Here is a 25,537-nt window from a genome sequence, read left to right on the forward strand (position 1 = left end):
CCTTTCTTCACCTTTTCTTATCTTTATCTATCCTATTACTTCTTATTGATTTTACCTAGAATATCACTTCCGCCTGTGATTGGAATGACGCTTCCGGTAATGAAATCAGATTGATTTTCGCACAAAAAGGTAATGACTCGTGCAACGTCTCCTCCTGTTCCGGGTCTTCCTACCGGGACCAACTCATCCTTCTCCCCCTTGGCCATAAAAATCTCGGCTTCCTTCCATGCACCTACAATATCCCCTGGACAGACCATATTGACCGTGATTCCATTGGTTGCTTCTTCTAATGCCAATGTTCTTGTTAAAGAGGTCAACCCGCTTTTTGCAGCAGCAAAAGCCGAGCGGTAAATCCAGCCGGGTGCCGTCTCACAACGGTCAAAACCGAGCGTGATGATCCTACCCCATCTTCGCTTTCGCATATGAGGGATGATTTCCTTTGTCATAAAGAAAAAACCATTTAGATTACCGTTCATCATGTAATTCCATTCTTCACTGCTATACTCGGTCATGGATTTTCGTTCATGCAAATAAGGTCCTGCATTATGGATGAAGAAATCTATTCTTCCAAAAGTATCCATAACTACTTCCACCAGGCTCTTGCAATCTTTCTCAACTGAAGCATCGCCTTCAATTGCCAATGCTTTTACTGAGTAATTTTCCCTCAATTCTTGTACCAATGCTTTTGCTTCCTTTTGACTTTTCCGATAGGTGATGACTATTGACGCCCCCATACTTGCTAGGGAATAGGCAGTCCTTCTACCGATTCCCTTTGCTCCTCCCGTAATAACAGCTACTTTTTCATCCACAGGCATCCCTCTTTACCAAATGATTTTTATTTTATATTATACATAGGCACGAGTTATTTTCCTAAAAATTAACATATCGGAAAATGAACCCATGGGTTTGAGCCTGCATAAAATAACAAAAATAACCCTGTCACCAGAAATGCAGGAGAAAGGAATTCAATATGTTTCCTTGGAATTCACTTTTTTCTTTCCAGAAAAACTCAAATCAAAAGGACTTCTTAAAGAATATGCAGCAAAGTGATGTACAGACCTTTATTGAAAAGGTATTTACACAAGTCATACCAGAAAATATGCAAGGAATGACGAACCAAGCTAATAATCCTTTCCAAAAGGATAATAAGCCTTCAGAACACCCCTTACATTCAGAAGTTTTCGAAACGCATTCATTTGTCTTCATAAGAATACCCATCGAGGATGAAGCCTGGCTCAAACAAATGAAACTGAAACATACTTCTAATCAATCAATCGTTGAAGGTATACCAGAAGCATCGGATCGACATGTGATTACATTGCCTGCTCTCGTTAAGAAAAAAGGTGCTGCTGCACAATATAAAGACGGTACATTAGAAATCCGTCTGCCTAAAAGCTTTAATTCGCAGTATTCCGAAATCGATGTTTCAGAATTTTAATTCCTCTAGAACGATTACATGCAATCATTTCTGAACTAACGCAAAAAAGAGTGTACCTCAAATTTCAAGGTACACTCTTTTTATTCTATTAAACTTATTATTTACCGATGAATTGTTGAGTCCAGTAGTTACCTGATTCTACATATCCAACACCGATATGAGTAAAGCTTGCATTCATGATATTTTCACGGTGGCCTTGGCTGTTCATCCAAGCTTCAACCACTTCTTCTGGTGTTTGTTGACCTTGTGCGATGTTTTCTCCAGCTGATGTATAGCTAATTCCGAATTGTTTCATCATATCGAATGGAGAACCGTACGTGGGGCTATTATGATCAAAATAATTATTGTCTTTCATATCTTGAGACTTCGCACGGGCTACCTTGCTCAATTCTGTATCAATTTCAAGAGCTGCTAGACCTTGTTTTGCTCGCTCAGCATTTGTTAGTGTAACTACTTCTTGTTCAAAAGCACTTAATTCTGAGCTTGTCTCTTTTTGTTCCTCATTTGTTTTCTCTGTCGTTACTTCTTCTGTTGTCTCAGGTTTTGCTTCTGGCGCTGTTACTTCTTCTGTTGCTTCAGGTTGTGCTTCTGGTGCTGTTACTTCTTCTGTTGCTTCAGGTTGTGCTTCTGGTGCTGTTACTTCTTCTGTTGCTTCAGGTTGTGCTTCTGGTGCTGCTACTTCTTCCGGTGTTTCAGCTTTTGCTTCCGGTGTTAATTGTACTTGCTGTACTAATTGTTGGAATGCGAAGTGTGAAGTTGGCATTGCAATATTATACTTAGCTAAGTATTGTTCAAGTACTTTTTGTATATCTTCCTGATTGATAGATTTATATGTTACTTGTTTCACAGTTTCACAGCTTGCCGCTTCAGTTTGGCTAGCACCCGCTCCTGTAAAAATTATAGCTGCAGCAGCTGCTGCTGATATGAACATTTTCTTTTTCATTTGTATTTCCTCCCATTAATTCGTTGATGTGTCTTGGCTCTGGAAATATCATATCATGCATTTTTTGTAATAAAGGCACCATCAATTTCCAGAGCCCTATCCAACAACAATTGATTGGAAGGAATATTATCCTAGTTTCATAGTCATAGAGAAAAACCTTATTCTATCAATGTTTTGCTTTTTCTTACATATTCATATATTTTCCATGATTTTTTTGTCAATGGAAGATACTTATTACCATTACCATGGAATACTAATAACTTTTAGTTGACAACTTGTATAAACCCTTATTGATATGACTTTTTTTACTTTTATATTACAAATATTTCGTATGAAACACGTTTATAATGTTCCTTTTTCTTTCTTTTTTGAAAAATAATGATAGACTCAATTGAATTTAAAAAAGGTTCGAGTTTTACCGAACCTTTTTTCACTACGAGAAGTTGTGACAAAAAAATCATTTTCAATGATCACTTTCTTCATGATCCATCTCATCCATGTTTTTGGAACCACCATTTTCCTCGGGTGAGCTTGGAGTTCCGATTATGAATTCCTTCTTAGGCATATTGTGCATATCCCTGGCCGTTACATGGGCATATACATAATAAGTTCCTTCTTCATTAAAGGACTTTTCCAATTCATAGATTCCATTTCCTTTATGGGTGGCGGCTATTTTTTCATGATCCTCACTATTTGCCAGCCATATTTCAAAACTCACATCATCTGCATCCTTCACTTCTTCTTCACCATAGGTCACTTTTGCCTTGAATGTTACTGGCTCGTCCCTTTCACCTTTAGTAGGTTCGACCGTTAGATCTACATTCAGCAGTTTTGGAATCTCTTCTTCTTTACCACAACCAGCCAGTATGGCTAAAGCTACACACATTCCAATCATCATTTTTTTCATTGCCATTCCCCTTTTTTATTAATTCCATTCATCTACTATAGTCGGTAGCACTATGCTAACTTTTGTACCTATCTGTTCCTCACTTTCTATAGTAATTTTACCTTTTTGCTGCTCAACCAATTTCTTGACGATGGAAAGCCCCAGCCCCGAGCCCCCATCAAATCGGCTTCGTGCTTTGTTCACTCGATAAAAGCGTTCCATCACATGATGAATATCTGATGCCGGTATTCCTCTTCCAGTATCTCCGATGATTAGCTCACACTCTTCTTTTTGCTGGGTCAATGTTAAGTAGATGGTGCCCCCCGTTTCCGTATATGTAATGGCGTTATCCAGGATATTATGAAGAACTTGTTCTACTCTTCCTTCGTCACCCATAATAATCGGGTCAGGATCTAGTTCAACCTCCAACCGGATTTGCCTTTCTTTCATAATAGGCTCATATTTAACCAACACTTCTTCTATGAATTGGGCAAAGGCAATTGGCGTACTATGAAGACCACTTTGTTCACTGTCCAACTTAGCTAAATTCATTAAATCCCTTAAAAGTTTTTGCAGCCTTTGCGTTTCCCTTGAAATGAGTTGAAGGTATTTTTGTTTTTCTTCTTCATCTTTCACAATGCCATCCTTAATGGCCTGCGTATATCCTAAAACGTAGCTCAATGGTGTTCTAAGCTCATGTGCTACATTTTCGAGGAATTCTTTTTTTCTTTCTTCTTCTAAATAAATGGACTGTGCCATCTCATTGAATGCTTGAGCCAAACTCCCTATTTCGTCTTGGCTCTTGACTTGAAGCTTAATATTATAATCACCATCCGAAACGCGATTGGCAGCGTGTTCCATTTCCTTGATCGGCTTGACCAACTTTTTCAACCATTTTGTCATAAAGAAAACCACAACAATTAAAAATAAAAATGCGGCCCCCAACCATTTTGCTGCAAACTCTCTAAGTAAATCGGTAATCGAATCAACGGGAATATATGTATAGATGATGCCTTCAAGGCGATCTCCATCGTTTAAAGGAATAATTGCCGCTACAATATTCTTATCGAACCTTTTCTCATACCCTTCTTTTTCTACGGCTTGTCCGGCCAATAGGAGTTGCCTTTCTTCTTCTGAAATGAGGGTGTCATAATCGATTTCAAAGGGCAGGCAAGCACTTAATTCCCTTGGGTTGCTGACAACAAAGACTTCACTATCATTTTTACTATTGAACCATTCTACCTTTTCCACGAAATCTTCAGTGATTTCCCCTCCGGAATAGTCCACACCAAGCAAGCTGGCTTCATTAACTAAATCTGTTTTAATTTTTTTTACATATAAGTTTTTGTAATAATATTGTGATAGCGAGTATGCGAATAGAACCGATAGAATAATTGCGGCAATAATCGTTACCCATATTTTAATAGATAGGGACGGTCGCTTATTCCACATGTTTTTCCTCGATTTTATAGCCAATGCCCCATACCGTTTGAATATAGTCGTCAGTCTTCAATTTCATCCTTAACGTTTTGATATGGGTATCTACCGTACGTAAAGAACCCCCATATTCTCCGCCCCAAATGTTCTCGAGGAGCTGCTCGCGGCTCAGCGCTTGATTTTGATGACGGATGAGGAATACGAGCAATTCAAACTCCTTCAATGTCAATATCACTTGCTTCCCCTCTAGAGACACAGTTCTGGAATCAAGGTTGACGTTAATTTCACCCAGCTGAATGCTATTTGTATCTTCTCGTTTCAATGACATTTTCCCTGCTCTGCGTAGTACAGCTCCAACCCTGGCCACCAGTTCACCTGGATTAAAAGGTTTCACCAAATAATCATCGGCGCCTATCCCTAATCCTTTTACCATATCCCATTCCTCACCTTTTGCACTGACAAAAATGATAGGGACTTCAGATTGTGAGCGGATTTTTTCACATATGGAAAAACCGTCCATTTCTGGCATCATGATATCCATTAAGATCAAGTCTACATCATGAACTTCAAGCAGGGATATGGCCATTCTCCCATTATCCGCTTGAAGACATTTATATCCTGAGTTAAGCAAATACATTTCTACCAAGTTACGCATATCTTCTTCATCATCAACGATTAAAATGGTGTAATGATGCATGTTATCTACTCCCTAACCAACATTTGAAATGGACCTTCACCGACTTTTGCCGTTTTCTTGACCTCCATGGTTTCAGTATCCACTATATACACTTCATCACTGTCATACCCTGCCACTATCAAATCCTCCTTGAAGTTTCCCATTTCAAAAGGATTGACACCTACAACAAGGCTCTTGATCACTTCATATTTGTCATTCAATTTATATAAAGAACTTGAACCATGACTCAGAATAAAAATCCCGTCATCATTTTCAATGAATTTTATTGGCATAGTCGCCGCCTTAATCCTTTTCTTCAACTTTCCCGTCTCTGTCGAATAAATATAGAGATTTTCTTCTACCTTTTTTCCCTCACCATGACCGCCTATCCAAATTTCTTCATTTTCCTCCCTTACTAAAGCGCCTGTGGAGGAACTCTTTATCGTAAACTCCCGATCAACTTTTTTTGTTTCAAGATCAATCACCGAACAGATGGTATCCCCAAAATTAACGACAAACAAATTATGTGATTGCTTCCCTTGAAGTACGGTTAAGGGGCTTTGACCAACCCTGACCCTGTCTTGCTCCTTGCCTTCTTCATCTAAAAAGGAAATGGAATGATTCAATTGGTTCACAGCCACAATCCCCTTGTCTTCTTCTAGCATAAGCATATTGACGATCCCCTTCCCTGAATTCCAGCTGTTTATGTGTTTACCAGCGGATAGGGAAAAGATTTCAATCGTCGACATCTCCTTTCCATACAGAAGGAGCGTATCTTTGTCCGCTAAGAGCAAAGCTCCTGTAAAGGGTTCAGAAATATCCCAACTGGCAAAGCGCTGATAGTTTTCATCCAGGAACGTCAAGCTTGTATTTTTAATGTTGACAGTAGCCAAAAAAGATTTATCCAGGTTTATTTTGGTATACGTTTCATTGCTGTCGCATCCACAAAGCAGGGCAACGGCAAGCAAAAGGGGAATGACCCGCATCATGACTTTGACTCCTCATTCGTTTAAAAGCTATTTTCAAATATTCTAACAATAAAATGTGAAAAAAGTATGAAGCAAAAAAGAAAAATGATGAACAACTCCCGCTTCACTTTGAAGCCAACAGTCGTTCCTGTACCGTATGGTAAGCTGAAATGATTGCTGTCTTTTCTGCATCGGTAAGAGAGGATTCCCTCACCCGATTGACACTTAAATGAAATTTATCATGAATTGGCTTCCTTGCCCGAGGATGGGCATTTTCATCCAAGAGTTCACGTCGGATAAGTTCTGACAGAACTTTTGACGGTTCTTCTTCCCCCTTCAATACCCTCCTGTTATTCCATAGGCTTAGATAAGCCTCCAATATTGTCTCATCATTCATTAAATTTTTCATCCATTTCCCTTCCATCCATTACTAATTTATACATATTAAAAATCATCTTCGTAAAGACTATAAGTATATTTTAACTTTATTACTTCTAAAGGAGTGAGTGAATTGTCTCAAGTATATCGTTGTCCGAATTGCAGGACAAATAAATCCCGTTTCAATCTCATTGAACAGGTTCCCACCCCTGTTAAGAAAGATCCGCAATCCGGTGAGATTGTCGAACAGTACTCAAATGATGCCCTTCAGCCGTTTCACCTAGCCTATAATGGTCCTGAAGTTCGAGTACAGTGCGCAGCATGTGGGCTTATTGAAGATGAGAAAACATTTGCAGCTTTTGGACTGCAGTCATAAAAAAATCAGGCCCATGCTTTAAGGGGCCTGATTTTTTTATTCTTTTCCGACTGCCATTTTTGCTCGATCAATGGCGATTGGAATAGCTTTCCCGTCCTCATATCCTTCATCAAGTAAAGCGTTCGCTATCTCAATGGCTTTTTCACGGACATCTGCATCAAGATTTTTCATTGAATTAGGATAATCGCTTTTGTTCCACGGCATCCATAACCACCTCCTCGATAACTAGTCCTCCTCTTTTCCCGGTTTCGATTGGTGGTAAACGCCTATATCGCCGCTTTCACTTCCAAAGCTTTTAACTCATTGATTATCTTCTCTTTATCCAGTTTTTCGCCGATTATGACGATATTCAAAGGCATTTTAATCATTTCATTCATATACAATGGCATCCCATAAGAATATTGGAATAAGTAAGGATGCTGCGAATGCGTGAAGGAAAGATATCCTTTCATCCTGTATACCGTTTCAGGGAGGGCCCTGAGCCAATCCTCAAAGTCGGTTTGATTAATGGTCCCTGTAAAAGTATGCACGATTGCACTTAAATGAAGATGGCTATGTACTTCGAGCTTTTGATGGTTTTTATGTTGGTTCCTATGCATTTGTTGCAGGGAACCTATAGATACGGCTGCATATTCCGTCAATAAACATACGGCTTCTGGATTCAACCCCTGAATGGAATAGATGAGTTGGGATGCTTCCATTTCACTTACCAAATCCGCTTTATTTAATAAGATGAAATCTGCGTGGTGTATTTGCTCGGACAACAACTGTCTAAGCTGTGGCGAGAGCTGTTCTCGGTCACGCCACCTCAATAAATCGACCACCGTGATAATCCCTTTATACTCTAACTTATTAGCAAAAAATGGTGACATGATTCCATCGAGTACTTCTACTGGATGTGCTGCACCTGTTGTTTCAATATAAACGGCATCTAGATCATTTTCGGTCAACAATTCTTGCAGCTGAATTTCAAGCTTGTCCTGAAGGGTACAACAAATGCAACCATCAAACAATTCCTTTAACGGTACGTCATCGCCAATCAAACCACTATCCACCGATACACTGCCAAGTTCATTTAAAAGCACGGCCACTTTTCTACCCGCTTCACTTTCCTGCTTTAATATATTTCGAAGAAGCGTCGTCTTCCCGCTACCGAGAAAGCCGCCTAATATATATACTTCGGTCGTTTTCATTAGTATCTTCTCCTATAATGTACACGATTTTTATTTCCGTTAAAATTTTATCATACTTTTCCCGCTTAAGCACCCTACGGGGCCACATAAAAAAACCAGCCCGAAAGCTGGTTTTTTCACACTTTTATTATGCCTGAACTTCATCTTTTTCATATATCGGAACCCAGCCGGCCGCTGTAACGAAAATACGGACCGCGACTGTTCTTCTATCTTCCGCTAGCGTGAAGTAGTGACGAGTCGATTCAGGTACGCTGATCAAATCTCCAGGGTTAAGTCGGACATCGAACCATTTTCCCTCGCTACCCTGGATGGCGAAGATACTCGTTCCCCCAGCGATGAACCGTACCTCGTCATCTTCATGATGGTGTTCCTGCTTGAAGTTCTGCAACAATTGGTCCAAATTCGGATTGGAATCGGATAATGTGATAATATCATGCGCTTTATATCCTCTTCTTTCCGAAATTTCTTTAATCTCTGACTGGAAAGCATCAAGAATCTCTTGTTTATCTTCATCCGTAAGATCATATTTTTCCACCAGATGGGCTGGCAATTTTGAAATATCCCATTGTTCGTAAATTACGCCTTGAGTCTCTAAAAAGCTCTGAACCTCTTCATTTGTTTCAATTACTTCATTTGTTTCTTGGAATCTAATTGTAGCCATTATTTTTCCTCCTTTATATTTTTAGCTGAGCGAACCTGTCAATATCTTTTGCTGGTTAAGTAACAGCTGATATTGAAACAGGAATTCACATGCTTCTAAGATTTTTTTTGCTTCCAACCCGCTTTTTCCCCATACGGTTATACCATGATTTCTGATAAGCACCGCTCCTGAGTCTGCATCGACATAGGGACTGAATGTCTCAGCCAACAACGGAATATCTGCATGGTTATGGATGATGGGTATCTTCAATTCTGCATCTTCCTGCCATCGTCCAGTAGCCTTGATAATTTCATGATGACAAAAAGTCACTTCCCCAACTTCACTATATAACTCGGAAATCACGTTATTTTCTACTGTATGGACATGGAGGACGCAATTGGCATCCGTTTTCCGATAAATCTCTGTATGAAGAAGAGTTTCAGCGGAAGGTCTGAGCTCGGTCATTTCGACTGGTTTTCCTGACAAATCCACCAAAATAAAATCGGAATCTGTCTGCTTGCGTTTATCCTTGCCACTTGCGGTTATATAAAAAGAAGGGCTATTAGCCTCACGGATCGATAAATTTCCACTCGTCCCCATGAACCAATCTCTCTCGGCTAGTTCTCCCTTTATTTGCGCTAGTTCCTGCCACTCTTTTGAAGCTGTCACCCTTACACCTCCTGCATTTTTTTTAGAATATCAATCACATCATGGAAAGTTTCAAACTCTTTATGGGGAATGGCTTCTGTGCGGCACTTTTCAAGGAGCCTGTCACGGGCAATAACAAAATCTGCCTGTTTAGCCGCTTCAAAGTCGGTAACGGAATCTCCAATCACCAATTTATACTGATCCTTTGTAGAAAGCTTTCTCATAATCGTAGGTTTACAGCAACCACACCCATGATTACATTGGTCATCACAAGTATGCGGCCACTCAATCATAATTTCTTCCTGACTGAAGTCGGCATGATTACAGTAGACATTCTCTACAGGTAAGAGGTCATTCAAAAGAGGTTCAACGAAAAAGTCCATTCCACCACTGACAATATAGAGAGGAATATCTGATTTTTTTGTAAATTCCACAAAATCACTGAACCCTTGGCGAATACCCGCTGTCTCCTTCACATATTGAATGATGTCCTCCTTTAAATCGCTATCCAGCAGGGAAAACATTTCCCCTACACCGTGGGAAATGCTGATTTTTTGCTGAAGAACACCATCTTTTAATGCCTCCCAGCCGGGCGGGGCAAACTTCTTCATGATTGAGATGATATTATCCGAGTTGGTGATCGTTCCATCAAAATCACAGAAAATGATCGGTTTGACCATGATTATAGCCCTCCCCATAGGGCCAGTGCTTTTTGAAGTTCCTCATCTTCCTCAGCCGCGATTGACAATGATTTTCCGGAAAGGACAGCTTCTACTGCGGAACGGAAGGCCTTAGCTCCGCCTTTTGCACCATCCGGATGACCATGGACGCCCCCACCAGCATTGATCACACTTTCTATCCCAAAATCCTTGATGAGATCTGGAACCATGCCAGGATGGATACCTGCCGATGGAACCGGGAAAGTCCTTTTCCAAGATGTTTCATTTCTCGTCAATCCTTCAGCAATCGCCAATGTCTCTGCTTTATCGAGTGCCACATTTCCGTATGGAGAGGGAAAGAGGGATAAATCTGCACCTGATATCCTCACCAGTTTTCCAAGGAGAAGCGGATAGCTGAGTCCATAAAATGAAGATGAAGCTAATGCTCCGCTATATGCCGGATGAGCCATGATCGGTAAGTTGATCCGGTCATTTTCGCGTAAAGCCTGTAGAACATCCAATCCATATGTATGAACATTAAATAACAAGGCATCTGCGCCGGCTTCGGCTGCCAGTTCAGCTTTATCCAATAGTTCTAGTGTTTTTCCTGACAGGTTCACAGCATATAAGGTTCGATGTCCCGTTGTCTCATAGATACCTTTCAAAATGGCCTTTCCGGTTTTGACTCTATCGATGAAAGGCGTCTGATCTTGGTCAAAAAGAATCTCATCGTCCTTGACAAGATCGACTCCTCCCAATGCCTGTTGCTCCAATTGTTCATTATGAAAGGCAAGGTCTCGACCTAACACACCTTTAAAAATACTCATCACTAGGGGGCGGTCAAACACATCAATTTTTTCCCTGATCCCACTAATTCCGAATCGAGGACCTGGAAAGGCTTTTTGAATATCGCCGACAAAGTCCAAATCCATCAATTTGATTTCCCCATCCAATGACAATTTACCAAATACTGTCGTCAAGATAGCCGGTAGATCATTAGAAAAATTACCTGCCGGGTAGGCAATCCTGATTGTTGAACGGTACACTTTTTGACCGAAATAGAGATTAACTCGCTCTTCTTCGGGAAGGGGTGTTACGGAAACTACCCTACCTTTATGTTTTTCCAGTTGCTGTTGCACCAAGTGAGGAAGTTCAGTCCATGTCCCTACAGTCAATCCTAAAGCAATGCCTTCTGCTTTTTTCTCATGCTCTCCTTTGAAGTCATGAAGTAAATACGTAGCGATTATTTCGCTCATCTGATCACTCCCAATACGTAAAAGTCATTCTTAAAGTTGTCATTGTTGGTCTTTCCTTTAACAAGCTTCTAACCATCTGCGAACAAAGTTGCACTCCAATTCTCTGTTAAAAATGTAAAAGCCCCTTCCTAAAGAAGAGGCTTTGAAAAAGCCATCTTCTTATCTCCCAGCTCTATAGCTGCAAGAATTAGCACCGTGCCTTACGGAATCAATAAAATGATCCGGCGGTATAATCTCCGCCCCATTTCACAATGGTATTACAGTCGGTTGCTGGGCTTCATCGGGCTAGTCCCTCCACCTGCTCAAAATAAGAAAATGCTATTATATTTTCGTTTATGTATCTTAACTAAAAATTTAGAATTCTTTTTTATATTCTTTCACGCAATTCATACTTTGTCAATAGGTATAATGTTCAAACTATTCAATATCTCACTGATTTTCTTTGAATATATTCAATGTACGAATTCTTTCTACCGCTTCTTGGAGTCTGTCTTCTGAAGTGAGAAGTCCCACCCTGACGTATCCTTCACCAAATTCACCGAAACCATTTCCTGGTGCAACTGCTACATGGGCATGTGCCAGTAAATGATCTGCAAAGCTCGCTGAAGTAAATCCTTCCGGGACCTTTAGCCAAGCAAAGAAGGAAGCATCTGGAGCCTGGACATCCCATCCAATGGATCGTAACCCTTCAATAAATACATTTCGTCGTCCTTCGTACATGTTCACGAGTTCCTTCACACACTCTTGTGAATCCAGTAAAGCGCATGCCGTGGCTTCTTGTATTGCGGGAAAAAGGCTGACGTAAAGATGATCCTGCAATAATTCAAGCGATTCGATGACACTCTGGTTGCCAACCGCAAAGCCAACCCTCCACCCCGCCATGTTATATGTTTTAGAAAGGGTGTAAATTTCTATCCCCACTTCTTTTGATCCTTCTGCTTGAAGGAAGCTTACCGGTTTTTTCCCATCGAACCCAATTGCACCATATGCGAAATCATGAACCACACATATCGAGTGTTCTTTTGCCATGGAAACCGTTTCTTCGAAGAATTCTGCTGACGCCGATGCTCCTGTGGGATTATTGGGATAATTCAAGAACATCATCTTCGCTTTGTCAAAAACCTCTTTATCTATTTCCTTATAATCGGGAAGAAAATCATTTTCTTCCGTCAAGGGCATAATTTCCGTTTTAGCTTGGGCTAACGCTACACCTGACAGGTAATCTGGATAGCCCGGATCAGGCACTAAAATTGTATCGCCTGGATTCAATAAGCATTGCGGTAATTCGACTAGACCAGCCTTTCCACCGAAAAGAATCGCCACTTCCGTTTTAGGATCTAGCTTGACGCCATATTCACGTTCATAAAAGAGGGCCGCAGCTTCTTTTAAATAGGGAAGCCCCCTAAAAGGAGAATATTTATGATTCATGGAATTTCCTGCTGCTGTCTGCAGGCTCTTCACGATATGTTCAGGAGTCGGTTGGTCTGGATTTCCCTGCCCAAGATTAATGACATCCTTGCCTTCTGATGTTATGTTATTAACTTTTTCGACTAAAGAAGCAAAAAACTGCTTTGGAAGCTCTTGAAGAAGTCTGGATTTTTCGAATTGCACCATCTTTGCACCTTCTCTGAAATTTCTTGAAATTATAGTCACAAATGATATATGTTTATCTTAATCTTGTAAAGTACTTTTTTACATATGGAGGTTTTAAATGATGAAATGGAAAATCGCCTGTTTACAAATGGACATTGCCTTTGGACAGCCAGATATAAATTTCCAGGTGGCAAAACAATGGATTGAAAAAGCTGTACAGTCTAAACCGGACATCGTCATGCTGCCGGAACTATGGACAACCGGCTATGACTTAACGAGATTACATGAAATTGCAGACGAAGAAGCAGAACAAACCATTACCTTTCTAAAAGCCCTTGCAAAAAAACACCACATTAACATAATCGGTGGCTCGATTGCAAAGAAAACTAAGGAAGGCATCTATAACACAATGCTCATCATCGATAAAGAAGGCAAACTGGTTAAAGAATATGATAAACTCCATCTGTTTCAATTGATGGATGAACACCATTACTTACAACCTGGCAAAAAAGATGGCTTATTCTCCCTCGATGAAAAGATTTGCGCCGGATTCATTTGCTATGATATCCGTTTTCCAGAATGGCAACGGGCCCATACGGTACGAGGTGCGGAGGTTATCTTCGTGACCGCCGAGTGGCCAAAGCCTAGGCTCCATCATTGGAGGGCACTGTTAATCAGCAGGGCAATCGAAAATCAAGCATTCGTTGTGGCTGTGAATCGTTCCGGTTCTGACCGAAATAATCATTTTGCCGGACATTCCATCATCATCGACCCGTGGGGAGAAATCATTTGTGAGGCTGGTGAAGAAAAAGAACTTCTACTCGGCACCCTTGACTTAGAAAAAGTAGGAGAAGCAAGAAATAAAATACCCGTTTTCGAAGATCGGCGGCCCGAGTTTTATTAATTTACCATTGACAAACTATTTGAAATATTGATATCATTCATTCGAGATTAATTTTCTGAAAATAAATACAATACTCTTATCAAGAGCAGGCTGAGGGATAAAGGCCCTATGAAGCCCAGCAACCGACTGTAATACCATTGTGAAATGGGGCGGGAATTCCGCCGGATTATATCCACAGAGCACGGTGCCAAATCCACCAGAAAGAATTCTTTCTGGGAGATAAGAGGTTCGAAGTGAAGCTTCTGCCTCTTTCTATGGGAAAGGGGCCTTTTCATATTTTTTAATGTACTTGGAGGGATAACAATGACTCAACCATCAAATTTCAAGCTATTGACAAACGAAACGGCAATTGACCTAACGAAGAAACTTGGGTTACTGCATTCAGATGACTCATTACTATGTAATGAAATCGGTGACGGAAATTTAAATTATGTTTTTCACGTTACAAATCCCGTAACAAATAAAGGAGTCATCATCAAACAAGCAGTTCCTTACGCAAAGGTTCTTGGTGAAAGCTGGCCATTGACTTTAAAAAGATCGGCTATCGAAGCGAATGCATTAATTCAATTCAGAAGCTATTGTCCCGAACTTGTCCCACAAGTCTATTATTCTGATGAACAGCTTGCAATCACCGTCATGGAAGATTTATCACACTTGAAAATCGCCCGGACCGGATTAATTGAAGGAGATCATTTCCCTCTATTATCCAAACACATTGGTGAATTTGTTGCAAAGACCGCTTTTTATACGTCTGATTTTCATTTGGAACCGGCAGCGAAAAAAGAGGTTGCCCGGAACTTCACGAATCCAGAACTCTGCAAGATTACTGAGGTTTTCATTTTCACGGATCCTTTTTTGGAGGAACATCCAGGCGAGTTTGAGCTTGAGTTGCTGGAGGCTGCCAAGTCTATATGGAAAGATGCTGATTTAATACTGGAAGTGGCTAAGTTAAAACAAAGCTTCGAATCCGAGCAGGAGGCCCTTCTTCATGGCGATTTACATACGGGAAGTATATTTGCAAGTGATACAGAAACAAAGGTAATTGACCCTGAATTCGCTTTTTATGGTCCTGTTGGATTTGACCTTGGACAATACATGGCGAATCTCCTATTCCAGGCAGTAACACGCGAGGCCACTGGGAAGGAAGAAATCTTTACTCATCTTCAGGAATTTTGGAATACATTTGAAGAAACCTATACGAACCTGTGGAATTCTGAAAATAAAAGTCCTTACAGTAAGATCGAAGGTTATCTTCCATATGTACTCAACAAGTTTAAAGGTGATGCATATGGCTTTGCAGGATGTGAACTAATTCGAAGAACCATTGGCCTATCTCATGTTGCTGATTTAAATGGCATTGAGAATAAAGAAACTAGAATTACAGCTAAAACGGCTACCTTGAAAATCGGGGCCCATATAATCAAAAATCGGAAAGAACTGAATATTTCAGCAGTGATAGAAGCCGTAAAGCAATATACATTGCCTTCCTATTCAGCCCTATAAGGAGATATACATATGACAACTACAACGCCACTACCCTATTCCGTCCAATGGAATGATACCCATATTACCTTATTGAATCAACAGGCCTTGCCATCAAAAATAGAATTCATTGAACTTTTTACGGTTAAAGATGTATATGACAGCATCTTGACCTTGAAGGTCCGTGGTGCCCCCGCTATCGGGCTAACTGCAGCATTTGGCGTTGCTCTTGGTGCAATCCAGGAAAATACCACGGATTTATGGCAATTTAAACACAATGTCACGAAACATGTTACTACACTCGCTTCTTCAAGACCAACAGCGGTCAACCTTTTTTGGGCACTGAAAAGAATGGAGAATACTCTACAAGCAGCCAATAGCATAGCTTCAGCCAAAAGCGCTCTTGTTGCTGAAGCAAAAAAGCTATTTTCAGAGGATGTGGAGATGTGCCGAAAAATTGGTGAATACGGATTGTCTTTATTCAACGAGGGTGATTCTATTTTAACCCATTGTAATGCTGGGGGGATAGCCACTGCAAGGTACGGAACTGCCCTCGCACCTTTCCACCTGGCCAAGGAAAGATCCTTTCCTATAAAGGTCTATGCCTGTGAAACGAGACCTGTCTTGCAAGGGGCACGACTCACCGCATGGGAACTTATGCAAGCTGGAGTGGACGTTACATTAATCTCGGATAATATGGCAGCCCACACCATTCATCATAAAAAAATCGAAGCCATTATAGTCGGAGCAGACCGTATTGCGGCAAACGGTGATACAGCCAATAAAATTGGTACATTGGGTTTGGCGATATTAGCTAAGCATTACGATATTCCTTTCTATGTAGCAGCACCATCAAGTACATTCGATTTATCTCTCGAGTCGGGTATCTCCATCCCAATCGAAGAAAGGAATGGGGATGAAATCACTTCTATACAAGGAGTCAGGATAGCACCAGAAAATGTGAAGACATTCAATCCTGCTTTTGACGTTACGCCCCATTCTCTTATTACAAGCATCATTACCGAAAATGGCATCATTTCACCTGATTACAGGAGTAATATCCCGCTTTTTGTAAAATGAAATTATTTATAAAGGATTGATCAAGGGGCTGTCCCAAAAGGTGTAATTACACACCGAAATTGAATAAATAGTAAAAGGCAGAAACGTTGATTTAACAACATTTCTGCCTCTTTATTTTTGCGAAATTCACTGGAATAAGGACTTATTAGACAGCCCCTTCATTCTTTTCACGATTAACCTTGGAAACCCATTCAGTTGCTCCTGTTATATTTATTCTGACGAGGTTCTTTTTGATAGATATAATCGCAGAATTTAGTCAGAGTGGCATCTAGCCTTCTTTGATTTTTCTGCCGCTTTTCGGTAGTAATTATTCTTAGCCTTGTATGAAAGTTCATGTTCCTCAAGCAGGGTTTACCGCTCGTTTTCTTCAAATTCTACTTCATCATGGATACCCTTCCATTCCCCACCCATTGGTACTTCTTCCATGGTCACCTTATGGATTACACACACACCTAAGTCAAGCACACGAAAAACGGCCCATCAGCAATAAATGCTTGCTGATGGGCCGCTTGTTTTTATAAAAGATTATTTGATTTTCTTTTTCAATACTTCCACCGCTTTTTTCACTTGAGTATCATTTTTAAGGATTTTATCCCTAATGACTTCCATCAATTTAACGGTTGTATCGTCTTTAATGACACCTGTTTCTTTGATCTTATGATCCTTTTGGAATTCCTTGACCGCTACCTTTGTTTCTTCATCGAAATACTTATCCACTTTTCCTGGATTATACCCGGCTTCTTTCAGCATTTTCTCCGCTGCTTCTACTTCACTCGAGGAATCCGATACTTTCAATCCTTTATCAGGAGAGATATATGGAAGATTGGCATACTCGGGAAGCTTGACTTTTATATCCGGTTCAATCCCTTTTTTATGGATCCAATTGCCTTTCGGAGTCAGCCATTTTTGTGCTGTATACTTAAAGTTGGAACCATCATCAAAGTCTGCGGCTTTTTGCACGGTCCCCTTTCCGAATGATTTTACCCCTACAAGCTGAATACCCGCAGATTCACTAACAGCGGCGGCAACGATTTCAGATGCACTTGCACTTCCATCATCAATTAATACGACCACTGGTAGCTTCAACTCACCATTATTCTGGGATTTATAGACTTCTCTTTTTCCTTTTCGATCCTCGACCTGAAGGATGACTTCCCCATTCGGGATAAATAAGTTTGCCATCGCGATCGCTTGGTCAAGCAATCCACCCGGATTTCCACGTAAGTCCAATATTAGGCCTTTCATCTTTTCTTTATCCATGTCTTCAAGTGCCGTATTCAGCTCTTCCACCGTATGCTCAGAAAAACTTGTAACCTGCACTTTGGCAATCCCATCATCAAGCATCTCTGAATAAACCGTTTCAATCGGAATGGTATCACGCTTAATGGACAAAGTAATCGGTTCCTTTTCACCCGCCCTTGAAATGGCAAGCTCCACTTTTGTTCCCTTTTTCCCCCTGATTTTCAAGACAGCTTCCGAAGAACTTAAGCCATCAAGGCTTTTGCCATTGACACTTAGTATAATATCATTAGGCCGGACTCCGGCTTTTTCAGCTGGTGATCCTTTAATAGGGGAAACCACCATGATCTGTCCATCCTTCTCTTGGATTTCAGCACCTATTCCTTCAAAGGAAGAAGAGATGCTCTCATGGAAACTGGAGGCTTCTTTCTTATCCATATAAGAGGAATAAGGATCATCCAACGATTCTATCATTCCATTTATAGCTCCATCCACGAGCGTGTTCTCATCGATTTCTTCATAATAATTATCTTTGATCGTATCATATGTAGAATATAACTTTTCAAATTCAGGATGATTACTCGGTGCAAGTGACTCTACTTTTTCATCGCCAAAGGTCAACGCGATTGTAGTTATCCCTGCTGTCAAAAATATGAGTAAGAAAATCCCCATAATAAACGTAAACTTTTTTATTTTCACAATTTTGCCTTCATCTTTGGGCTGTTGTTGATTTTCTTCTTCCACTGAAGCCTCACCACTTTCATTCTTCATGACAATATTAACTAATACATCCTATTTTATCAGCTTTCTAGCAAATCGGAAAACTTTAGTTATCAAATTTTTTGAATGATATGTAAGTGCCTACCATCTTGCTCCAATCCAGCTTTCTTATAGAGACCTTTTCTTTATCCATATTCTATATACGTGCAAAAATACGGACTCCGTGGAATGGAAGAAACTAAATATCTTAATTTCTTCCATTCCTGGCTACCCGTAAATCCAACGTTTATGGTCAGTCTTGAATCGCTGCCTCTAAAGAAACCTCAATCATCTCATTGAATGTTGTTTGGCGCTCTTCGGAGGTTGTTTCCTCACCTGTTAAAAGATGGTCGGAAATCGTTAAAACGGATAATGCTTTACGACCAAACTTAGCAGCAAGTGTATATAATGCAGCTGATTCCATTTCTATAGCAAGGATTTGGTACTTGGCCCACTTTTCCAATTCACTATTATCATTATAGAATTGATCTGCGGTAAATACGTTTCCGACTTTCAATTGCAACCCTTTGTCCACCCCTGCATCATAAGCTTTTTTCAATAAATCAAAATCAGCAGTAGGAGCAAAATCAACGCCACCGAATGTCATGCGGTTCATTTGTGAATCTGTAGAGGCACTCATAGCCAGGATTACATCTCTGACCTTCACATCTTTTTGAATGGCACCAGCTGTCCCAACCCGGATAAGTTTTTGGACATTATAGCTATTCATCAATTCATTTACATAAATCGAAATCGAAGGGACACCCATTCCTGTACCTTGAACGGAAATGCGTTTTCCTTTATAAGTTCCTGTATACCCAAACATATTACGAACTTCATTGTATAATTTAGCATCCTCTAAAAACGTCTCAGCAATATATTTTGCACGTAACGGATCCCCAGGAAGCAAAACCGTTTCCGCAATTTCATTTTCTTTAGCACCAATATGTACGCTCATTCTTAAAATTCCCTCCTTGAAGTGGTTGAAATGACATTCCCAATTACTATAACATACCAACCCCATATTAGGAAAATAGAACTTCTTTATCTACTGCAGGAAGTAGGATATAACACTCTTTAAGTGATCGGTGGAACGCAGCAAAACGGCGGAAACCCGCCGTCTTTTTGGTTGATTTTAAGGAGTAATGGCAAGAAAACTGCCCATTGATTGATGATACATCATTCATCGACTTCCTCATCAATAATGCATTTTTCAAGAAGGTATTCGAATGTGATGTCAGCAAGATCTTCAACTTCAGATTCTTTTGGAAGATAGCCCCGCTTTAATAATTCTTGGTAAAAGAATTCCGCTATCTCTTCAGTATCAATAAAAACCTCAATTTCTCGCAAATCATCGCCCCCTTAATTAAAGATGTATGAATGTATAGGTATAAATATGCCAGTAGGGCATTTTCTCTCAAAACTTACGCATATCCTACACTTTAATTCGTTGATTCAATTTCTTAGAGATGAGTCTTCATCGGCTCGTGCTAAAGTGTATACATCCCTTTTCAAGACCTTTTATTTCGTATGCTCTTTTTTGTGACCTGGGTAAATTTCTTCCGCCGCCTTCTCAATTTTAGCAAGAGCTATTTTCATGATATGTTGATATTCATCATCGCCAAATTGATGAAAAAGCTTACAATAATCATTATATAAATCCAACAGTCCATCAATCATTTCCATTTTTTCATTTTTTGTCATAGTCATATCTCGCTCACCTTTACCAGGGTTGTTTTGTTTAGCAATGATAGTAAGCTCGTTATTCTTATTAGAAAGGAGCAGCCCCAATTTTTGAATGATTGCATCTGCACGTTTGGCATCGGCTACTAAAGTCAATTCTTCTTCATGCGCTTCCAGCCATTCCCCATCGGAGATACGTGATAATTCATATATCACATCTTCCCAGGCATTCTCTTTATAGCGCCAAATCTCCGTTCGATAGCCAATTATCTTAAAATAATCATATTCATATCCATCGACCTGGACTAAATCACCGATAATATATTTATATTCGATATCGATTTGTTCCTGTTGATAAAGGATTTCTCCTTCGTATTCAGTTATAGACTGTAATGTCTTTTCAATATATAGGCCTTCGCTGTAATTTACTTCATACACATAAGAACCATCGAGATATTTTATATCGGTTATATTCCCGACTGTCCCATACATTATAATTACGACTGTATCGCCTAATTTGAATTTTGGCTGATTTTTCTTGCCCATAAGAGACATCCCCCAATATGGTCCTTATCGTTTGATAGTAAATTATATGCATGAACAAACAAGGTGGTTAATGGAAAAGAGGGGGCATTTGACTCATTTAGATAGGTTATGCGAGAAACTTTTATTATGGTAACCTATCAAAAAAATAGGGCAAGACAGGAAAACCGCCTCTTTAAATGAGACGGTTTGTTGTCGGAATCGTCAAGATCACTTCTGTACCTTGTCCATATTTACTTTCGATTTGAAATTTCCCTTTGAGTTCATCCATGATTTGGATGCAAGTTGCCACTCCCAAACCATTTCCTTTTAACTTTGTCGTATAAAAGGGCATCCCGATATTTTTTAGATTCTCAGGTTTAATCCCTTTTCCATCGTCTCGGATCTTCAATTGTACATAATGAGGTGAAGTATCGACGGTCATTTCAATCTGCCCTTTTGACTCAAACGATTCGCAGGAATTATTCAGGACATTAAGGATAACCTGACGCAACCGGTTTTTATCGGAATAGGTATGTACGGGTTCTGTCAATGTATTAACGAGTGTGACATCTTTATATAGAGTAGAAGCCGAATAGACAACAACCAGTTCATCAAGGAATTCCTTCAGATCCAAATTCTCCATTTCAAGCTGGTGGGGTTTAGCTAAATCAAGGAGTTGTGTAACAAAAACGTTCACTCGATCTACTTCCCCAAGCATGACATCACTGTACTTTTCAATTAACTCTTTTTCATAATCCTGCTTCTTCAACAGTTGGAGAAAACCCCTGATGGTCGTCAATGGGTTCCTGATTTCATGCGCTACCCCTGCGGCCAGCTGTCCGACATATTTTAACTTTTCGGTACGGACGATTTCTCTTTCCCTATCCTTAATCGTATCCATCATCCTTAGAAACGCATGATTCAACTTCTCCATTTCTACAAAACTTCTTTTATCAGAGACCACGAACTCTTTTCCCTGGATAAAATCTTCCGTCACTTCCACTAGATTATGTACTGGTTTCACCAGAGATTTCGTAAGTAAATAGACGCCTAGAATGATGGACATAAATACAATGGTGTATATAGAGAGATAGCGTGATAAAAGATCATTTAACGGCTGATATACTTGTTTTTTGTCAGCACCCACTACCACAAACCATTTATTTTCCGTTTGGGCTATCGGTTGAACGTATTGAATGGAATATATCTTTTCTCCATTTTCTGCACTATATAAATTATTAGAATTAGCGGATTCCAATAACTTTTCTTTTGTAAGGCCCATATCTTCCAATGTCGTATTAGAACTCTCATGAATGCCATTCGGGTCTTTTTTGGAAATCATAATGCCATCCTGATTGATCATATAAAAATTCACAGGGTACTTTTCACTAATGTCATTGGCCTTTTTCTCCATCATATCCCAAAGGCCTGATATCCGAAAGGCCGGGGACACAACACCGATCATTTTCCCTTTATTATCATTTACCGGTGCACTTAAGGCTATAATAGGTTCAGCAAATGCTTTCGTTTTATATACATCCGATAGGAATTCATGCCCCTTTAGCCCTTCTTGAAACCATATTCTATTAGCTAAGCTTGTTCCGACCATTTTATTTGAGGTATCAGCCATGACCGTACCTTCCAAATCTAAATATACGGCACCAAAGTATTCACCTTTTGCTTCTGTGAATCTTTTCAATTCATCAGTCTTCTCCTCTTTAGAAGAATCAGGATTGATCAATACCGTATTCGTACTCATTAAGTTAACATCACTAATCCGTTCATTTAAATAACTGTACATTTCATTTACCATATTAAGTGAACCTGAATTCAATGTACTCTTCGCTTCTTTAGCTAGCAAGGAGCGTTGCGATTCATAAGAAATGATTCCCAATATCAAAACGGGTAAGCTCGATATAATTAAAGAATAAAACAAAATTCGGGCTTGAAGGCTTCTAAACATCCTTCGGCTCCCCCTATTCCTGTATCTATAGCAGTCCTTCTTCTATTTGGACATATTGATCCCATAATCGATCGAATATAGTCATACTATCTAAATAGTCTCCATTTAACTCCAAGTAACTGCTCACTTCATGATAATCATCCGATTGCTTTGGAAAACTGTGATCTTCGTATGCATGGTTTGCGAATTTTGTAATTTCATCAATTTCCTTTGGCTGTCGATATTTCATTAAAAATAAGTAAAACGGTCTCATGTCGAGCCCCCTTATCAAAATACTATGATTTAAATCTTAATATATCGGAAACTAACGCTTACGTCTACACCTATACAAGTCTTGATTGTTAATTACCCTTTCAACTATAAATTCCATCTAGATACTTTACCACGATTTTTGTGTATATAGAGTAAATCTTCAGGCGCTGATAAATGTTTTATTATCCAGTTTACAAAAGATAATTTGCTGGTTACCCCTCCAATTTTTCATAATTTAACTAAAAGTTCATTTTCAGTTCATTTAGTTACATTACAATGAAATAGAAAGTGATGACGAGCTTAAATGTGATGTCCGCATTTCACATTGCAGCTCTAAACTATAAGGGGGAAATAATTAAATGAATTCTTTTTTACGCCCAATAACTGATTGGGTTTCAACTAAGAAAGGTATGTGGATTACAATTGTCACATGGCTGGTCTTAATGATTGGGTTAAGTGCCGGTCCGGCAGTAAGTGATTACAAAGTGACAAACTTTCAATCCTTACCCGACGATGCACAATCCATTATTGCAAATGAAAAATTAGAAAAATACTTCCCTAATGATCAAGGGACGCCTGGTATTCTTACCTTTCATAACGAAAATGGTAAGGTGAACTTAGAAGAAGTTACAAGCATTATGAATAAAATCATCGGTGCTAAAATTGAGGGTGTCGATGAAATCGTCAATATCTCTCAATTACCGCCAGAAGCAATCGAAGGGTTCAAGTCAGATGACCAGTCTACGATCATCATTCCAATGACTTTAGACCCTGGTCTTGATAGCCGCCAAATTGGCGAAACCGTAGATGCTATGGCTGAGGTTGGAAATGACGTTACAGAGGGTATGTCTGAAACTTCCTTCCGTATTACTGGTCCTGCAGGAATTGCTGGAGATACGCTTAAGTTGTTCGAACAAGCAGATTTCGTGTTACTATTTACCACAATAGTGATTATTTTAATCCTGCTCATCGTTATTTACCGTTCTCCATTATTGGCTTTTATCCCACTATTAGCAACAGTAATTGTATACCAAGTAGTGAATCAAACACTCGGATTAATGGGTGCTGGTGGACTTGAAATCAACAATTCAACTACATCGATAATGAGTATTTTGCTGTTCGCGGCCGTGATTGACTATTCATTATTCATATTCTCTCGCTTCCGAGAAGAACTGAACCACCATGAGACCAAATATGAGGCAATGAAACATGCGATGCGTGCTACAGGATTGCCAGTATTCTTAGCAGGCGGAACAGTACTCGCCGCAATGCTAGTATTATTCTTTGCAAACTTCCGTGATTATCAAAACTTTGCGCCAATTTTTGGAACGACAATGTTTGTCATCATGTTAGCATCCATTACACTTGTCCCAGCGCTGTTCACCCTATTCGGGCGTAAAGCCTTCTGGCCGAAAGTACCGAAGTTTGGTGAAACGAAAGAAGTGAAACATCGCTTCTGGGGACCCGTTGCAAAATTCGTTGTAAATAAACCAGGCCTTTCTGGCGGGATTATCGCCATTTTAATGGTTGTGTCAGCGTTAAATGTATTTAACCTTGATTTTGAATTTGATACAGTGAAATCTTTCCCAAAAGATTTACCTTCACGTGAAGGCTACGAAATCGTCGAAGCGAAATACGACAAAGGTGAATTGGCTCCAACATCCATTTTATTCGAAGGAAAAGAAACGTTATCAGAAAAACAGATCGAAGCATTACGGACAACGCTCGAATCTGAAAAAGATGTTACATCAGTTCGACTAACAAATGTATCTGACGACGCGAAAGTAGTAAAATATAGTATGACGCTTGACCTTAACCCTTATTCTGTCGAAGCAATCGATATGATGAAGGAGTTAATTGAAAACGATGATGAAATCCTAAGTAAAGCAGATATATCCGGTGAAGTGTATTTTGGTGGAATTACTCCGAAACTTGTTGACGAGCGTGATGTCAATAATCGTGATATTTGGGTGATCGTCCTACTAGAAACATTATTAATTTTAATCCTCCTATTCGTGTTAACGAAGTCAGTAAAAATGTCGGTTTATATGATGGCCACCATTTTACTTTCATTCTTGGCGGCATTAGGATTAGGTCTGTTCCTCATTGATGTTCTGTTCGGTTATGAAGCAGTAAGTACACGTGTACCTGTTTATGCGTTTATCTTCTTAGTCGCTCTCGGGATAGACTATAACATTATTTTAATATCCCGTTTCTTAGAAGAACGCAAAACAAAAAAAGTGAAACAGGCTTTGGAAATCGCTATTCGGAATACAGGTGGGGTGATTTCATCTGCTGGTTTAATTTTGGCAGCCACCTTTGCGGCATTGACTACGATGCCAATAGCCGATTTATTCGTCTTTGGATTCATCGTTGCCATCGGTATTTTAATGGATACATTCTTAGTGCGTGGAATGCTATTGCCCGCATTAATATTATTCTTTGAGAAAGATAAGAAATAAAAGAAAAAACAAATATACAAGCCATACGCAGAGACTTCCACATGTCTCTGCGTTCTTACCTGTTTACATGCATGTAAGTATAGATTTCATGAAAGCG

Annotated in this window: 27 protein-coding genes and 2 riboswitches; of the genes, 6 read left to right on the forward strand and 21 right to left on the reverse strand. The window is 39.7% G+C overall.

What is annotated here, in order from left to right; genetic code table 11:
• Window positions 1–35: 35 nt before the first annotated feature.
• Window positions 36–809: an SDR family oxidoreductase gene (locus ACQKL6_RS03320; protein WP_402868917.1), complete on the reverse strand. Its 774-nt coding sequence runs from the start codon at window positions 807–809 to the stop codon at window positions 36–38.
• 227 nt (window positions 810–1,036) lie between these two features.
• Between ACQKL6_RS03320 and ACQKL6_RS03325 the strand changes: the two genes are divergently transcribed.
• Window positions 1,037–1,438 (forward strand): Hsp20/alpha crystallin family protein, encoded by a 402-nt coding sequence (locus ACQKL6_RS03325; RefSeq protein ID WP_402868918.1) that lies wholly within the window; start codon window positions 1,037–1,039, stop codon window positions 1,436–1,438.
• A 97-nt stretch (window positions 1,439–1,535) separates the two neighbouring features.
• Here the strand turns inward: ACQKL6_RS03325 and ACQKL6_RS03330 are convergent, their stop codons facing one another.
• The 6 genes from ACQKL6_RS03330 to ACQKL6_RS03355 form a co-directional block, all read right to left on the reverse strand.
• Window positions 1,536–2,381, reverse strand: a complete 846-nt coding sequence (locus ACQKL6_RS03330; RefSeq protein WP_402988238.1) for a CAP domain-containing protein — start codon at window positions 2,379–2,381, stop codon at window positions 1,536–1,538.
• 463 nt (window positions 2,382–2,844) lie between these two features.
• A complete protein-coding gene (locus ACQKL6_RS03335) occupies window positions 2,845–3,288 on the reverse strand; it encodes a FixH family protein (protein ID WP_402868922.1) in 444 nt (147 codons plus the stop codon).
• An 18-nt stretch (window positions 3,289–3,306) separates the two neighbouring features.
• Window positions 3,307–4,719 carry a sensor histidine kinase gene (locus ACQKL6_RS03340; protein ID WP_402988233.1) on the reverse strand — a complete coding sequence of 471 codons (1,413 nt, stop codon included), beginning with the start codon at window positions 4,717–4,719 and terminating at the stop codon, window positions 3,307–3,309.
• Complete coding sequence (locus ACQKL6_RS03345; RefSeq protein ID WP_402956871.1) at window positions 4,709–5,401, reverse strand: response regulator transcription factor; 693 nt, start codon at window positions 5,399–5,401, stop codon at window positions 4,709–4,711. The genes ACQKL6_RS03340 and ACQKL6_RS03345 overlap by 11 nt, the downstream gene beginning before the upstream one ends.
• 5 nt (window positions 5,402–5,406) lie before the next feature.
• Window positions 5,407–6,369, reverse strand: coding sequence for a YncE family protein (locus ACQKL6_RS03350; RefSeq protein ID WP_402988230.1), 963 nt, complete (start codon window positions 6,367–6,369; stop codon window positions 5,407–5,409).
• 103 nt (window positions 6,370–6,472) lie between these two features.
• Complete coding sequence (locus tag ACQKL6_RS03355) at window positions 6,473–6,757, reverse strand: hypothetical protein (RefSeq protein WP_402988227.1); 285 nt, start codon at window positions 6,755–6,757, stop codon at window positions 6,473–6,475.
• A 102-nt stretch (window positions 6,758–6,859) separates the two neighbouring features.
• Here ACQKL6_RS03355 and ACQKL6_RS03360 point away from each other — a divergent pair, with 102 nt between their 5' ends.
• Window positions 6,860–7,102: a DNA alkylation repair protein gene (locus ACQKL6_RS03360; RefSeq protein WP_402868932.1), complete on the forward strand. Its 243-nt coding sequence runs from the start codon at window positions 6,860–6,862 to the stop codon at window positions 7,100–7,102.
• A gap of 36 nt (window positions 7,103–7,138) precedes the next feature.
• Here the strand turns inward: ACQKL6_RS03360 and ACQKL6_RS03365 are convergent, their stop codons facing one another.
• From ACQKL6_RS03365 to ACQKL6_RS03395, 7 genes are all read right to left on the reverse strand, one after another.
• Complete coding sequence (locus ACQKL6_RS03365) at window positions 7,139–7,306, reverse strand: hypothetical protein (RefSeq protein ID WP_402869899.1); 168 nt, start codon at window positions 7,304–7,306, stop codon at window positions 7,139–7,141.
• 62 nt (window positions 7,307–7,368) lie between these two features.
• Complete coding sequence (locus ACQKL6_RS03370) at window positions 7,369–8,295, reverse strand: CobW family GTP-binding protein (protein WP_402868934.1); 927 nt, start codon at window positions 8,293–8,295, stop codon at window positions 7,369–7,371.
• Window positions 8,296–8,422: 127 nt separating this feature from the next.
• Window positions 8,423–8,956 carry a cupin domain-containing protein gene (locus ACQKL6_RS03375; RefSeq protein WP_402988224.1) on the reverse strand — a complete coding sequence of 178 codons (534 nt, stop codon included), beginning with the start codon at window positions 8,954–8,956 and terminating at the stop codon, window positions 8,423–8,425.
• A 21-nt stretch (window positions 8,957–8,977) separates the two neighbouring features.
• Complete coding sequence (locus ACQKL6_RS03380) at window positions 8,978–9,604, reverse strand: methylthioribulose 1-phosphate dehydratase (RefSeq protein ID WP_402956865.1); 627 nt, start codon at window positions 9,602–9,604, stop codon at window positions 8,978–8,980.
• 2 nt (window positions 9,605–9,606) lie between these two features.
• Window positions 9,607–10,263, reverse strand: a complete 657-nt coding sequence (locus tag ACQKL6_RS03385) for a 2-hydroxy-3-keto-5-methylthiopentenyl-1-phosphate phosphatase (protein WP_402868939.1) — start codon at window positions 10,261–10,263, stop codon at window positions 9,607–9,609.
• A gap of 2 nt (window positions 10,264–10,265) precedes the next feature.
• Window positions 10,266–11,498 carry a 2,3-diketo-5-methylthiopentyl-1-phosphate enolase gene (gene mtnW / locus ACQKL6_RS03390; RefSeq protein ID WP_402956863.1) on the reverse strand — a complete coding sequence of 411 codons (1,233 nt, stop codon included), beginning with the start codon at window positions 11,496–11,498 and terminating at the stop codon, window positions 10,266–10,268.
• A 156-nt stretch (window positions 11,499–11,654) separates the two neighbouring features.
• A riboswitch (SAM riboswitch) is annotated at window positions 11,655–11,812 on the reverse strand.
• A 115-nt stretch (window positions 11,813–11,927) separates the two neighbouring features.
• Window positions 11,928–13,112 (reverse strand): pyridoxal phosphate-dependent aminotransferase, encoded by a 1,185-nt coding sequence (locus ACQKL6_RS03395; RefSeq protein ID WP_402988221.1) that lies wholly within the window; start codon window positions 13,110–13,112, stop codon window positions 11,928–11,930.
• Between the two features lie 100 nt (window positions 13,113–13,212).
• On the opposite strand from ACQKL6_RS03395, the gene ACQKL6_RS03400 reads away from it, so the two are divergent.
• The 3 genes from ACQKL6_RS03400 (at window position 13,213) to mtnA (ending at window position 16,557) form a co-directional block, all read left to right on the forward strand.
• Window positions 13,213–13,995 carry a carbon-nitrogen family hydrolase gene (locus ACQKL6_RS03400; protein ID WP_402988809.1) on the forward strand — a complete coding sequence of 261 codons (783 nt, stop codon included), beginning with the start codon at window positions 13,213–13,215 and terminating at the stop codon, window positions 13,993–13,995.
• A gap of 73 nt (window positions 13,996–14,068) precedes the next feature.
• Window positions 14,069–14,221: riboswitch (SAM riboswitch) on the forward strand.
• Between the two features lie 71 nt (window positions 14,222–14,292).
• Window positions 14,293–15,498, forward strand: coding sequence for an S-methyl-5-thioribose kinase (gene mtnK, locus ACQKL6_RS03405; RefSeq protein WP_402988807.1), 1,206 nt, complete (start codon window positions 14,293–14,295; stop codon window positions 15,496–15,498).
• A gap of 12 nt (window positions 15,499–15,510) precedes the next feature.
• Window positions 15,511–16,557 carry an S-methyl-5-thioribose-1-phosphate isomerase gene (mtnA, locus tag ACQKL6_RS03410; protein WP_402988218.1) on the forward strand — a complete coding sequence of 349 codons (1,047 nt, stop codon included), beginning with the start codon at window positions 15,511–15,513 and terminating at the stop codon, window positions 16,555–16,557.
• A 525-nt stretch (window positions 16,558–17,082) separates the two neighbouring features.
• On the opposite strand, the gene ACQKL6_RS03415 is transcribed toward mtnA, so the two are convergent.
• The 7 genes from ACQKL6_RS03415 to ACQKL6_RS03445 form a co-directional block, all read right to left on the reverse strand.
• Complete coding sequence (locus tag ACQKL6_RS03415) at window positions 17,083–18,567, reverse strand: S41 family peptidase (RefSeq protein ID WP_402868947.1); 1,485 nt, start codon at window positions 18,565–18,567, stop codon at window positions 17,083–17,085.
• A gap of 241 nt (window positions 18,568–18,808) precedes the next feature.
• Window positions 18,809–19,513 carry a purine-nucleoside phosphorylase gene (gene deoD, locus ACQKL6_RS03420; protein WP_402868949.1) on the reverse strand — a complete coding sequence of 235 codons (705 nt, stop codon included), beginning with the start codon at window positions 19,511–19,513 and terminating at the stop codon, window positions 18,809–18,811.
• Window positions 19,514–19,580: 67 nt separating this feature from the next.
• Entirely contained in the window at window positions 19,581–19,772 is a 192-nt protein-coding gene (locus ACQKL6_RS03425) for a hypothetical protein (protein ID WP_427650576.1), read from the reverse strand.
• Window positions 19,735–19,905, reverse strand: coding sequence for a YozD family protein (locus ACQKL6_RS03430; protein WP_402868951.1), 171 nt, complete (start codon window positions 19,903–19,905; stop codon window positions 19,735–19,737). The genes ACQKL6_RS03425 and ACQKL6_RS03430 overlap by 38 nt, the downstream gene beginning before the upstream one ends.
• Before the next feature lie 171 nt (window positions 19,906–20,076).
• Window positions 20,077–20,784, reverse strand: coding sequence for a hypothetical protein (locus tag ACQKL6_RS03435; protein ID WP_402868953.1), 708 nt, complete (start codon window positions 20,782–20,784; stop codon window positions 20,077–20,079).
• A 172-nt stretch (window positions 20,785–20,956) separates the two neighbouring features.
• Complete coding sequence (locus ACQKL6_RS03440; RefSeq protein WP_402956826.1) at window positions 20,957–22,726, reverse strand: ATP-binding protein; 1,770 nt, start codon at window positions 22,724–22,726, stop codon at window positions 20,957–20,959.
• Between the two features lie 25 nt (window positions 22,727–22,751).
• On the reverse strand, window positions 22,752–22,979 hold the full coding sequence (locus tag ACQKL6_RS03445; protein WP_402988212.1) for a YozE family protein: 228 nt from the start codon (window positions 22,977–22,979) through the stop codon (window positions 22,752–22,754).
• Between the two features lie 358 nt (window positions 22,980–23,337).
• Between ACQKL6_RS03445 and ACQKL6_RS03450 the strand changes: the two genes are divergently transcribed.
• Complete coding sequence (locus ACQKL6_RS03450) at window positions 23,338–25,440, forward strand: MMPL family transporter (RefSeq protein WP_402988209.1); 2,103 nt, start codon at window positions 23,338–23,340, stop codon at window positions 25,438–25,440.
• Window positions 25,441–25,537: the final 97 nt, after the last annotated feature.

Origin of the sequence: Peribacillus sp. NPDC097197, from assembly GCF_050278025.1 — a bacterium.
Taxonomy (GTDB): domain Bacteria; phylum Bacillota; class Bacilli; order Bacillales; family DSM-1321; genus Peribacillus.